The 12,626-nt window shown below is 60.9% G+C and carries 11 protein-coding genes and 3 tRNA genes; 1 reads left to right on the top strand and 13 read right to left on the bottom strand.

What is annotated here, in order from left to right; translation table 11 throughout:
* Nucleotides 1–57: 57 nt before the first annotated feature.
* The 13 genes from rpoB to ACX3P1_RS10665 form a co-directional block, all read right to left on the bottom strand.
* Nucleotides 58–4,194 carry a DNA-directed RNA polymerase subunit beta gene (gene rpoB, locus ACX3P1_RS10725; RefSeq protein WP_459079564.1) on the bottom strand — a complete coding sequence of 1,379 codons (4,137 nt, stop codon included), beginning with the start codon at nucleotides 4,192–4,194 and terminating at the stop codon, nucleotides 58–60.
* A gap of 198 nt (nucleotides 4,195–4,392) precedes the next feature.
* Nucleotides 4,393–4,767, bottom strand: a complete 375-nt coding sequence (rplL, locus tag ACX3P1_RS10720) for a 50S ribosomal protein L7/L12 (protein WP_459079563.1) — start codon at nucleotides 4,765–4,767, stop codon at nucleotides 4,393–4,395.
* 54 nt (nucleotides 4,768–4,821) lie between these two features.
* A complete protein-coding gene (rplJ, locus tag ACX3P1_RS10715) occupies nucleotides 4,822–5,340 on the bottom strand; it encodes a 50S ribosomal protein L10 (protein WP_459079562.1) in 519 nt (172 codons plus the stop codon).
* 381 nt (nucleotides 5,341–5,721) lie between these two features.
* Nucleotides 5,722–6,420 carry a 50S ribosomal protein L1 gene (gene rplA / locus ACX3P1_RS10710; RefSeq protein WP_459079561.1) on the bottom strand — a complete coding sequence of 233 codons (699 nt, stop codon included), beginning with the start codon at nucleotides 6,418–6,420 and terminating at the stop codon, nucleotides 5,722–5,724.
* Nucleotides 6,421–6,424: 4 nt separating this feature from the next.
* The gene (gene rplK / locus ACX3P1_RS10705; RefSeq protein WP_459079560.1) at nucleotides 6,425–6,853 is read right to left on the bottom strand and encodes a 50S ribosomal protein L11; all 429 of its coding nucleotides are present in this window, start codon (nucleotides 6,851–6,853) and stop codon (nucleotides 6,425–6,427) included.
* Nucleotides 6,854–7,063: 210 nt separating this feature from the next.
* Nucleotides 7,064–7,603, bottom strand: coding sequence for a transcription termination/antitermination protein NusG (gene nusG / locus ACX3P1_RS10700; RefSeq protein WP_459079559.1), 540 nt, complete (start codon nucleotides 7,601–7,603; stop codon nucleotides 7,064–7,066).
* A 27-nt stretch (nucleotides 7,604–7,630) separates the two neighbouring features.
* The gene (secE, locus tag ACX3P1_RS10695; RefSeq protein WP_459079558.1) at nucleotides 7,631–7,834 is read right to left on the bottom strand and encodes a preprotein translocase subunit SecE; all 204 of its coding nucleotides are present in this window, start codon (nucleotides 7,832–7,834) and stop codon (nucleotides 7,631–7,633) included.
* Nucleotides 7,835–8,260: 426 nt separating this feature from the next.
* A tRNA-Trp gene (locus ACX3P1_RS10690) sits at nucleotides 8,261–8,336 on the bottom strand.
* Nucleotides 8,337–8,435: 99 nt separating this feature from the next.
* Complete coding sequence (locus ACX3P1_RS10685; RefSeq protein ID WP_459079557.1) at nucleotides 8,436–8,969, bottom strand: putative glycolipid-binding domain-containing protein; 534 nt, start codon at nucleotides 8,967–8,969, stop codon at nucleotides 8,436–8,438.
* Nucleotides 8,970–9,224: 255 nt separating this feature from the next.
* The gene (gene tuf, locus ACX3P1_RS10680) at nucleotides 9,225–10,400 is read right to left on the bottom strand and encodes an elongation factor Tu (protein ID WP_459079556.1); all 1,176 of its coding nucleotides are present in this window, start codon (nucleotides 10,398–10,400) and stop codon (nucleotides 9,225–9,227) included.
* A gap of 304 nt (nucleotides 10,401–10,704) precedes the next feature.
* A complete protein-coding gene (locus tag ACX3P1_RS10675) occupies nucleotides 10,705–11,220 on the bottom strand; it encodes a hypothetical protein (protein WP_459079555.1) in 516 nt (171 codons plus the stop codon).
* Nucleotides 11,221–11,311: 91 nt separating this feature from the next.
* A tRNA-Gly gene (locus ACX3P1_RS10670) sits at nucleotides 11,312–11,385 on the bottom strand.
* Between the two features lie 80 nt (nucleotides 11,386–11,465).
* Nucleotides 11,466–11,550, bottom strand: a tRNA-Tyr gene (locus tag ACX3P1_RS10665).
* A gap of 192 nt (nucleotides 11,551–11,742) precedes the next feature.
* On the opposite strand from ACX3P1_RS10665, the gene ACX3P1_RS10660 reads away from it, so the two are divergent.
* Complete coding sequence (locus ACX3P1_RS10660) at nucleotides 11,743–12,603, top strand: TrmH family RNA methyltransferase (protein WP_459079554.1); 861 nt, start codon at nucleotides 11,743–11,745, stop codon at nucleotides 12,601–12,603.
* Nucleotides 12,604–12,626: the final 23 nt, after the last annotated feature.

Here is a 12,626-nt window from a genome sequence, read left to right as displayed (position 1 = left end):
AGCCGCAAAACAGTCCGGCGCATCGCGGAAGCCTCTCCCGCGATGCGCCTTGTTTCCTTATTCGGCCGCGTCGGGCAGCCGAACCGGGTTGTCGTCGAGCTTGGTGTTCTCAAGCTCCACATTGAGGCCGAGAGAGCGCATTTCCTTGACGAGAACGTTGAAGCTCTCCGGAATGCCTGCCTCGAACGTATCGTCGCCTCTGACGATCGCCTCGTAGACCTTGGTACGGCCCGCCACGTCGTCCGACTTCACTGTCAGCATTTCCTGCAGCGTGTAGGCGGCGCCATAGGCTTCGAGCGCCCAGACCTCCATCTCGCCGAAGCGCTGGCCACCGAACTGCGCCTTGCCACCCAGCGGCTGCTGGGTAACGAGCGAGTACGGACCGATCGAACGCGCGTGGATCTTGTCGTCCACGAGATGGTGAAGCTTGAGCATATAGATGTAGCCCATCGTCACCTTGCGGTCGAACGGCTCGCCTGTGCGTCCGTCGTAGAGCTGCGACTGGCCGCTGGTATGAAGACCGGCCTGTTCCAGCATGATGTTGATATCGGCTTCGTGGGCACCGTCGAACACCGGGGTCGCGATGGAAACGCCGCGCCGCATCTGCTCGCCAAGGCGAACGATGGACTCGTCGTCGTACTCGCGGACCGGCTCGTTGCGGTCGTTGTCCGGCATGAAGCTCTCGAGCGTATTACGCAGCGGCTTGATATCGCCCGCCGTTTTATACGCGTCGATCAGATCACCGATCTTCTTGCCCATGCCCGAACATGCCCAGCCCAGATGCGTCTCCAGGATCTGGCCGACATTCATGCGCGACGGCACGCCCAACGGATTGAGCACGATATCGGCATGCGTGCCGTCCTCAAGGAACGGCATGTCCTCGACAGGCAGGATCCGCGACACGACACCCTTGTTGCCATGCCGTCCGGCCATCTTGTCGCCGGGCTGCATCTTGCGCTTCACTGCCACGAAGACCTTGACCATCTTCATGACCCCGGGGGGCATCTCGTCGCCACGCTGGACCTTCTCGACCTTGTCCATGAAGCGCTGCTCGAGCGCCTTCTTGGAATCGTCGTACTGGCCACGCAAAGCCTCGAGTTCGCTCTGGAGCTTTTCATCCGCCACCGCAAACTGCCACCACTGCGAACGCGGATAGTCGTCCAGCGTATCCTTGGCGAGCGTCGATCCCTTCTTGAAGCCCTTCGGCCCGGCAATCGCTTCCTTGCCGATCAACACGTCGGAAAGGCGCGCATAGACGTTACGGTCGAGGATGGCCTGCTCGTCGTCGCGGTCCTTGGCGAGACGTTCGATCTCCTCGCGCTCGATCGCCATGGCGCGCTCGTCCTTCTCCACACCGTGGCGATTGAAGACGCGCACCTCGACGATGGTGCCGTAGGTCCCGGGCGGCATGCGCATGGAGGTGTCACGCACATCGGAAGCCTTTTCGCCAAAGATGGCGCGCAGGAGCTTCTCCTCCGGCGTCATCGGGCTTTCGCCCTTCGGCGTGATCTTGCCGACCAGGATGTCGCCCGGCTGCACTTCCGCGCCGATATAGACGATGCCGGCCTCGTCGAGGTTCTTCAGCGCTTCTTCCGAGACGTTCGGAATATCGCGCGTGATTTCCTCCGGCCCAAGCTTGGTATCGCGCGCCATGACCTCGAACTCCTCGATGTGGATCGAGGTGAAGACGTCATCCGACACGATCTTCTCGGACAGAAGGATGGAGTCCTCGTAGTTGTAGCCGTTCCACGGCATGAACGCGACGAGCACGTTGCGGCCGAGCGCCAGGTCGCCAAGTTCGGTCGACGGACCGTCGGCGATGATGTCGCCCTTGTTGACGAGGTCGCCCATGCGAACCAGCGGACGCTGGTTGATGCAGGTCGACTGGTTGGAGCGCTGGAACTTCATCAGCCGGTAGATATCGACGCCGGACTTGCCGGGATCGAGGTCTTCCGTCGCGCGGATAACGATACGCGTCGCGTCCACCTGGTCGACGATACCGCCGCGACGCGCGCCGATGGCAGCACCGGAGTCACGGGCGACGATCGGCTCCATGCCGGTCCCGACAAACGGCGCTTCGGCGCGTACCAGCGGCACGGCCTGACGCTGCATGTTCGAGCCCATGAGAGCGCGGTTGGCGTCGTCGTTTTCCAGGAACGGGATCAGCGCTGCTGCGACCGACACCATCTGTTTCGGCGAAACGTCCATCAGGTCGACGTTTTCGCGCGGCGCCATCATCACTTCACCCGCGCTGCGGCAAATGACGAATTCGTCGACGAAATGACCGTCCTTGTCGAGTTCGGCGTTGGCCTGCGCGACGTGGTGTTTTGCTTCCTCCATAGCGGAGAGATAAACCACATCGTTGGTCAGCTTGCCGTCCACGATCTTGCGATACGGGCTTTCGATGAAGCCGTATTTGTTGACGCGGGCAAAGGTCGCAAGCGAGTTGATCAGGCCGATATTCGGGCCTTCCGGCGTCTCGATCGGACAGATGCGGCCGTAATGCGTCGGGTGCACGTCGCGCACCTCGAAGCCGGCGCGCTCGCGGGTCAGACCACCGGGTCCAAGCGCCGAAAGACGACGCTTGTGGGTGATTTCCGACAGCGGGTTGGTCTGGTCCATGAACTGCGACAGCTGCGAGGAGCCGAAGAACTCGCGCACGGCGGCAGCCGCCGGCTTGGCGTTGATCAGGTCCTGCGGCATCACCGTGTCGATTTCGATCGAGGACATGCGTTCCTTGATCGCGCGCTCCATGCGAAGCAGGCCGACGCGGTACTGGTTTTCCATCAGCTCGCCGACAGAACGCACGCGGCGGTTGCCGAGATTGTCGATGTCGTCGATCTCGCCCTTGCCGTCGCGCAATTCGACCAGCGTCTTGACCACGGCAAGAATGTCTTCCTTGCGCAGCACGCGCACGGTGTCCTCGGCGTCGAGTTCGAGACGCATGTTCATCTTGACGCGGCCGACGGCCGACAAATCGTAGCGCTCGCTATCGAAGAACAGCGAATTGAACATCGCCTCGGCGGTGTCCATGGTCGGCGGCTCGCCGGGGCGCATGACGCGGTAGATATCGAACAGCGCGTCCTGACGGCTCTCGTTTTTGTCGACGGCAAGCGTGTTGCGGATATAGGCGCCGACATTGACGTGGTCGATGTCGAGGATCTGGATTTCCTTTTCGCCGGTCTCCAGCAGCACCTTCAACGTCTTCTCGTCGATCTCGTCGCCGGCCTCGAGGAAAATCTCGCCGGTTCCGTAGTTGACGATATCCTCGGCCAGATAGTTGCCGATCAGATCCTCGTCGGTCGCCTTGATCGCCTTGAGACCCTTTTCGCCAAGCTGCTTGGCCTGACGCGCGGTGATCTTCTTGCCGGCCTCGACCACGACTTCGCCCGTATCGGCATCGACCAGGTCGCCGACAGCCTTGAGGCCACGGAAACGCTCGACGTTGAACGGAATGCGCCAATGGTCCTTGGCGCGCTTGTAGGTGATCTTGGTGTAGAAGGTGGACAGGATTTCTTCCGAATCCATGCCGAGCGCCATCAGCAGCGACGTCGCTGGAATCTTGCGGCGGCGGTCGATGCGGGCATGCACGACGTCCTTGGAATCAAACTCGATGTCGAGCCACGAACCGCGATAGGGAATGACGCGCGCAGCAAACAGAAGCTTGCCCGACGAGTGCGACTTGCCCTTGTCGTGGTCGAAGAAGACGCCCGGCGAACGATGCATCTGCGAAACAATGACGCGCTCGGTGCCGTTGACGATGAAGGTACCGTTCAAGGTCATGAGCGGCATGTCGCCCATGTAAACGTCCTGTTCCTTGATGTCCTTGATGGACTTCGCGCCGGTATCCTCGTCGATATCGAACACGATCAGGCGCAGCGTCACCTTGAGGGGTGCTGCATAGGTCAGGTCGCGCTGACGGCATTCGTCAACGTCGAACTTGGGAGCCTCGAACTCGTATTTCACGAACTCCAGCATGGAGGAGCCGGAGAAATCCTGGATCGGGAAGACCGACTTGAAGACGGCCTGCAAGCCCTCGTCGCCACGCCCGCCTTCCGGCTCGTCCACCATCAGGAACTGGTCATAGGACGCCTTCTGAACCTCGATGAGGTTCGGCATTTCCGCCACTTCCGGAATTTTCCCGAAGAATTTCCTGACGCGTCTGCGGCCATTGAAAGTCTGTGTCTGGGCCATCGTCGCTCCTTAGCTACCTTCTCGGGGCAACCTCGCCGCGGTTGCCTTGCCTCGCTGCCGCTTGCGCCGCAGCCTGTCCAGAACGGGAGAAAACCCGTTTCCGGAAAGCCGCGAACGGCCCTCGGGAAAGAGGTTTCCGACAAATATCCCCGCTGCGGGGACGGTGGGCGGCGAAAAGCCGCCCACCAACACCACTGATTACTTCAGTTCGACCTTGGCGCCGGCTGCTTCGAGCTGGGCCTTGATCTTGTCGCCGTCAGCCTTGTTGACGCCTTCCTTGACCGCCTTAGGAGCCGCTTCGACCAGATCCTTGGCTTCCTTGAGGCCAAGACCGGTGATGGCGCGGACTTCCTTGATGACGTTGATCTTCTGAGCGCCGGCTTCGACGAGCATGACGTCGAATTCGGTCTGCTCTTCAGCCGGAGCGGCGGCAGCGGCACCACCGGCAGCAGCAACAGCCACCGGAGCAGCGGCGGAAACGCCCCACTTTTCTTCCAGAAGCTTCGACAACTCAGCCGCCTCAAGGACGGTCAGCGCCGACAGTTCGTCTACGATCTTTGCGAGATCAGCCATGTTTGTATTCCTTCGTAAGGTTCGAACGTGTGTTTATGATGGTGAGGAACGGCCTCATGCCGCCTCGTTCTTCCGGGCATAGGCGCCGATGACGCGCGCGACCGAAGCCGCTGGCGCATTGACGACCTGGGCGATCCGGGTTGCCGGCGTGGCGATCATGCCAACCAGCCTTGCGCGCAACTCGTCGAGCGACGGGAGTGCGGCCAGAGCCTTCACACCGTCGGCGTTGAGCGAGGTCGAGCCCATCGCGCCACCGAGAATGACAAGCTTGTCATTCGTCTTGGCGAAATCGGACGCGATCTTCGGCGCCGTAACCGGATCTTCCGAATAGGCAATCAGCGTCTGTCCTGTGAACAGATCGATGATGCTGTCGGATTCCGTGCCCTGAAGAGCGATCTTGGCTAGCCGGTTCTTCGCGACTTTGACGGTGCCACCGGCAGCGCGCATTTTCGACCGAAGGTCGTTCATTTGCGCGACGGTGATACCGGCGTAGTGGGCCACGACGACTGAACCAGCGCCTTTGAAAGCGTCGTTCAGGCTCGTGACGAGTTCGCGTTTTTCCGCTCTGTCCACTGCCTATCTCCAGTTGACCCCCGTCCTCGTAAAAGGGCAGGCGTCGGGTTACCTTTTGCCGGTCGGGCTATCCAGAAAGTCCAGATCTCCCGAACGACGCTCGAGGATCCTGCCCCCTTTCGCCACACCGCCCCGAAGAACGGTGCGCAGACAAAAGGCAAACACGGTTCGAACCTTTCATCGGAGCCAAAAGCTCCTTTGTCCGGTCTTCACCCGTCTCATGCAGGCCCGCATGAATTAAGGTCCAGATGGTTCGGACCGCCCACAATCTCGGACAGGATGCCGAAAGTCTTTCGACTTCCGACGTTCCAGACCCCAAACAGTGGGGCCCGGAATTCTTCAGCGGATCAGCGCTTTGTGCGCCGATCCGAACAATTCATCTCAGGACTCGGCAAGGCTCGCCACGTCCAGCTTCAGGCCGGGGCCCATCGTCGAGGTGACGGACACCTTCTTGACGTAGATGCCCTTGGCGCCGGTCGGCTTCGCCTTCGTCACCGCATCGGTGAAGGCGCGGATGTTTTCTTCCAGCGCCTTGACGTCGAACGACAGCTTGCCGACGCCGGCATGGATGATGCCGGCCTTTTCAACGCGGAACTCGACAGCGCCACCCTTGGACGCCGCAACAGCGGCGGTGACATCGGTGGTCACCGTGCCGACCTTGGGGTTCGGCATCATGCCGCGGGGCCCGAGCACCTTGCCCAGACGACCAACGAGCGGCATCATGTCCGGCGTGGCGATGCAGCGATCGAAATCGATCGTGCCTTTCTGGACGATTTCCACCAGTTCTTCCGCACCGACGATGTCCGCGCCGGCCGCACGGGCTTCATCAGCCTTGTCGCCACGGGCGAAAACCGCGACGCGCACGGTACGGCCGGTGCCGTTCGGCAAATTGACCACGCCGCGGACCATCTGGTCGGCATGGCGCGGATCGACGCCGAGGTTCATCGCGACTTCGATCGTCTCATCGAACTTCACCGTCGAACGATCCTTGAGCAGCTTCAGGGCATCACCCAAGGCATAGGCCTTGTTGGGGTCGACGCCTTCGCGGGTCTTGGCTACACGCTTTGCAATCTTTGCCATGATCTCAGCCCACCACTTCCAGGCCCATCGAACGGGCGGAGCCCTCGACCATGCGCATGGCCGACTCGACGTCGTTTGCGTTCAAATCCTTCAGCTTGGCAGTCGCGATCTCGCGCACCTTGTCGCGGGAAATCGTGCCGACGCTGACCTTGCCCGGCTCCTTCGAGCCCGACTTCAGATTGGCTGCCTTCTTCAGGAAAAAGGCCACCGGCGGCGTCTTCATGACGAAGGTGAACGACTTGTCCTGATAGTAGGTAATGACGACCGGAATGGGCGAACCCTTTTCCAGTTCCTGGGTCTGCGCGTTGAACGCCTTGCAGAACTCCATGATGTTGATGCCACGCTGACCAAGTGCCGGTCCGATCGGGGGCGACGGCGTCGCCGATCCCGCGGAAACCTGCAGCTTGAGCTGGCCTGCAATTTTCTTAGCCATCTCTCTTCCTGCTTTCTGTCATGCCGGCCCGTTGATCGGGAATGCCGGCGGTTGCAGTTCGGTGGTGCGGTTCGCATGGCCGGCTAAAGCCACACTCGCCTCCCACCCTCTTCTTGGGCACCGAACCGACGAAACCTGGTGGTTTGCGGCTCCATGCCCGGTTGCGCGATCGTCTGCGCACCCCCTCGCCTTGCGGCGAAGGATTTCGGATCAGCCCTTTTCGACCTGTCCGAATTCCAGATCGACCGGCACGGCGCGCCCGAAGATCGAAACTTCCACCTTGAGCCGCGCACGCTCCTCGTCCACTTCCTGGACGAAGCCGTTGAACGAAGCGAACGGACCATCCGAAACGCGGATTGCCTCGCCGATCTCGAAGGTAACCGACGGCTTCGGCCGCTCGACGCCCTCCTGCACCTGGTGCAGGATGCGGTCGGCTTCCTTGTCGGTGATATGCATCGGCTTGGACGTATGCTTGTCCTCGCCGAGAAAACCCGTCACGCGCGGGATATTCTTGACCATGCTGATGATCGCATCGTTCAGATCCGCCTTCATCAGCACATAACCGGGGAAGAATTTGCGCTCGGCATCGACCTTCTTGCCACGGCGAATCTCGACCACCTTCTCGGTCGGCACGACGACCTGCTCGACGCGCGCGCTCAGGCCCTTCTGCTCGGCCTTCTTCAAAATGTCCTCAGCGACCTTTTTTTCAAAGTTCGAATAGGCGTGGACGATGTACCAGCGCGCGGTCATTTCAAGATGTCTCCGTAATCGCCGGACTTATTGCCCAATGCCAAGGATCTTCCCGACAGCGAAGCCCATGATCATGTCGGCGCTAAAGAAAAACACCATGGCAAGGACGGCGAAGGCCAGAACCATCAACGTCGAGATCACGGTTTCGCGCCGCGACGGCCAAGTCACCTTGGCGGTTTCCGCGCGAACCTGCTGGAGAAATACGAAAGGATTATTGGTCTTCGACGCCATATGCCGCTCTGTCTTCAAGATTCGTTGACCGAATCTCCTGGATGATCCCGCTGGCCGGGATATGCCGTTCCAATTTGCCCACACCGGTATAGCGCGAAAAGCCGTTTCGCCTGCTGGTTCCGCCGCTTGACGCCTCGTTCGCATCAACCGATGCAACCATGCCGCCATGCAAATCGGACGCGTAAAGCCGATTTCTCAGCTCCACGCGTCGCGTGTCTGTTATCGTCTACATAAAACCGATTCTCCATCCACGCAAGTGGAAAGCACCGGCTTAATGCCCAAACACCGCATCGGAACCATCCAGTCGTCCCGTCCCGGCTATGCTGCTGTTATGCCTTGTTCTACCCAATATGGCAAGGCACCGGCCGATTTTCAACGCATCGGCCTGAAACTATCTGCAATCAACCATTTCACCGTCCGGTGAACTGGCACGGGCAGCAGGGTTCGAACCTACGACCTGCGGTTTTGGAGACCGCCGCTCTACCAACTGAGCTATGCCCGTAACCGCCACGCGTCATGCGCATGGCAGGCGCTTCCTAAAAGCTTCCGCGCCATCTGTAAAGACGCGATGAGCCCATCCACCCGTGATTTGGCCCTGTACCTATGCAAGCCGGCGAAAAAGCCCGGGATAGGTCGCAACAAAGCCGTCTGGTCCGAAAGACACTTCGCGACGGAAATCGCTATCCAGCGATTCGTAGCGATAAAGCCGTCCTTCCTCCAGGCAGGTATAGCGCTGCGGATCGACAGATATGGCAAGGCTCGGCACGTCGACATAGGCGGTGCGGATTTCCGCGCTTTCGCCTCGGGCGAGCCCCAGCCGCCTGACCGGAAACGTGTTGGTGAATGGCGTGATCGAAATATCCGGCTCCAGCGCGCCGTCGAGTTCGGGCGCCGGCCGGCCGCCGACACTCCAGCGCGCCCGGCCGTTGCTTTCCAGAAGCAGCGTCTCGCCGCCGGCCAGTGTCACCTCGACGCGCCTCGCCTGCCATGCTCGGTCGATCCCGATGCGAAAACGGGCGGCGAACGGATCGGAGCCGATGGCAAACCCGTCCGCGACAAGGCCACCGCCCAGCGGGCGCAAAAAGATATGCTGGATGCCCGGCCCTATTTCTTCGCGCCAGCGCAGGATCGTCATGCCGCTCTCCTCGACGTCTGAGCGTTTCGTGGTTAGATGGAAACATTCTGCCGGCGATGGTTCGAGACAAGGTCGAGGGCTTTGTCGATGGCCGCACTGGGGTGCGGTCGAGACGAAGACCGAAGGATTTGGCTCGAACCGGCCCGGCAGAATGTTTCCAGCTGGCCGTGAAGCGCTCAAAGAATAGCAGCCTAACGAAAAAGGGGCAGCCCGAAGGCCGCCCCTTTCGAAGTCATGCTGACAGAAGCTGCCGGCTTATTCCTTGATGGAAGCAACAATGCCTGCACCAACCGTACGGCCGCCTTCACGGATAGCGAAGCGCAGCTTCTCTTCCATGGCGATCGGCACGATCAGTTCCACATCGACCGTGATGTTGTCGCCCGGCATCACCATCTCGGTGCCTTCCGGCAGCGACACGATACCGGTCACGTCCGTCGTGCGGAAATAGAACTGCGGACGGTAGTTGGTGAAGAATGGCGTATGACGGCCCCCCTCTTCCTTGGTCAGGATGTAGGCTTCCGCCACGAACTTCTTGTGCGGCTTCACCGAACCCGGCTTGGCCAGAACCTGGCCGCGCTCAACGCCTTCACGGTCGACGCCGCGGATCAGCGCGCCGATGTTGTCGCCGGCCTGGCCCTGGTCGAGCAGCTTGCGGAACATTTCAACGCCGGTAACCGTCGTCTTCGAGGTGTCGCGGATGCCGACGATCTCGACTTCCTCGCCAACCTTGACGATGCCGCGCTCGACGCGACCCGTCACCACCGTGCCGCGACCCGAGATCGAGAACACGTCCTCGATCGGCAGCAGGAACGGCTTGTCGATCGGACGCTCAGGCGTCGGGATGTACTCGTCCACCGCCGCCATCAGCGCGCGAACCGCGTCTTCGCCGAGTGCCTTGTCGCCGTCATTGAGCGCGACAACCGCCGAACCCTTGATGATCGGCGTGTCGTCGCCGGGGAACTCGTACTTCGACAGAAGCTCGCGAACCTCAAGTTCGACCAGTTCCAGCAATTCCGCATCGTCGACCAGGTCGACCTTGTTCAAGAACACCACCAGCGCCGGAACGCCAACCTGGCGGGCAAGCAGGATGTGCTCGCGCGTCTGCGGCATCGGGCCGTCGGCGGCCGAAACGACCAGGATCGCGCCGTCCATCTGCGCCGCACCCGTGATCATGTTCTTCACATAGTCGGCGTGGCCGGGGCAATCGACGTGGGCATAGTGACGGTTAGGCGTCTCGTACTCGACGTGCGACGTCGAGATCGTGATGCCACGGGCCTTCTCTTCCGGCGCGTTGTCGATCTGGTCGTACGCCTTGAAGTCGCCAAAATACTTCGTGATCGCTGCCGTCAGCGACGTCTTGCCGTGGTCAACGTGACCAATCGTGCCAATGTTCACATGTGGCTTGTTACGCTCGAATTTGCTCTTGGCCATTTCTCATTCCTTGGACGAAGAAAGCAGGATGCGGTTTTGATCGGGGGCGATTAGCGATAAAGGCCAAAAAACACAAGCCCTTTTGGCCGGATGCTGCGTCATCCGGCTCTTCACCGATCCGGTTTTAGGGTGTGGCGCTTATATAGGGTGCTGAAACCAAAATAAAAGCAGGGGCCAACCCGGCTGACAAGGGGCTATCTTACCTGAAGGTCGGTGTCCTTTTCCGTTGGCGCCAACTGCCCGACCTCGCCGATACGGACATAAAGTTCAAGCAAGGGCGCCACCATCTGCTGGGTCGCCTTCATCACTTGCTCGTTATAGGCCTTGGTCTCTTCCTCGGTGGTGAGGTCCTTGCCCGCATTGGCGAAGATATCACGCCAAGCATGCCATTCATCGCCCCGTTCAATTCGGCAGAGGCTTTGGGACCGTTCGCAACCGTAAACATGGGCAACAGCGACAGGTTCTGGGCGCTGACCCGCGCTACGATCTCCTGAAGCTTGAACACGTCTTGCTGGACCTCCATCCCCGCCGCCTGCTTTTGCACGACAACGGTATAGAGGCCCTGAAAATCCTCCATCTTCGTACGCAGGTCGTTGTAGTTGCGAATGACGAAATCCGTCTTGATCTTCTGCGCCTCGAACTGGGCATTCACTTGCGGCGCAATGAAATAGGTGCCCGCCGCACCCGCCATCAGCGCCGCCACGGTAAACCACATCGGCGTTCGATCGCCCGCCAGGAACGATTTAACAGCCCGGCTTCGGCCGGCTTTCACATTTTCAGGGTTGAGTGAAGTGTCCGCCAAGAGAATGCTCGCCGCCACGTTGAACCCGAGCTTTTACCGGCAGGACGCGGCTGCGGCAACTGTACGTCCCTATCAATCGGGCAAGCCGAGGTACCTGTCAGCAAGAGATTGGAGCGGGTAGCGGGAATCGAACCCGCATATTCAGCTTGGAAGGCTGCTGCTCTACCACTGAGCTATACCCGCGATCCGTCCCGGTCGGCGCATGGCCCAATACCGAAAAGCGTTTCCGCCTTTCGGGCCATGCGCAGGCCCTGGTGCGACAGTGGTGGAGGAGGTTGGATTCGAACCAACGTAAGCTGAGCTAACGGATTTACAGTCCGTCCCCTTTAACCACTCGGGCACTCCTCCGTACTGTCTACCGGAGCCTTGCTGCGAGGCGTCAGCGCAACGCGACTGCAGGCAGCCGTTCCGCGCAGCGCCTTATGGCGGGACGCACCAAGACTGTCAACCGCCACAACCGGGCAACGCAGGCGATTTTCTTGGATGAGCCTGACCCGATGGCCGTATCCATCCGGCGCGGACGCCGCTATAGAAACGAACATGAGCAACGATGATCGATCCAGCACCCCCAAGGACACCCATTACGCCAAGCTGCGCCGCGCCTATCGCGACGAAAAGGCTGGCGGCACGCCTGCCTTCCGGCAGCGCCAGCCGGTGCCGCCGGGCGAAATCGCACCCGATGGGCTGGTCCGGCTCTACGGCCTGCATACGGTGCGCGCGGCCCTCGACAACCCGCGCCGTCGCATAAGGCGGATGCTGGTGACACGCAACGCGCAGGAGCGGCTGGAAATCGCCGACCTCGCCGCCCTGCCCTTCAAGACGGAACTGGTCGAGCCGCGTGATATCGACAGGCTGACCGGTTCGGACGCCGTCCATCAGGGCGTGCTGATCGAGGCCCAACCGCTGAAGCCCAAGCGTCTCGACGCGCTTGGCGAGACAAGGCTGGTGCTGGTGCTCGACCAGGTGACCGATCCGCATAATGTCGGCGCGATCCTGCGCTCCGCTGTCGCCTTTGGCGCCGGTGCGCTGATTACCACCGCGCGCCACAGCCCCCACGAATCCGGCGTCTTGGCAAAGTCGGCATCCGGCGCGCTCGAGCATATCGACCAGATCGAGGTGAAGAACCTGGCCGAAGCGCTCGACCAGCTGCACGAGGCCGGCTTCCGCACCGTCGGCCTCGATTCGGAAGGGCCGGCGGAACTGGAAACCAGCCTGTCGGGCGACAAGATCGCGCTCGTTCTGGGCGCGGAAGGCAAGGGCCTGCGCCAGAAGACGCGCGAGACGGTGACGACGCTTGCCCGGCTCGACATGCCCGGCCCGATTCGTTCGCTGAACGTCTCGAACGCCGCCGCCGTCAGCCTTTATGCGGCAAATGCGTTCCTGAACCGCAAGACGGACTGAGCGGGCATCGGCAAGAACCGATT

The sequence above is a fragment of the Mesorhizobium sp. A623 genome (assembly GCF_054489405.1).
Note: the sequence above shows the minus strand (reverse complement) of the source record. Positions and strands in the feature narration are given on the sequence as shown.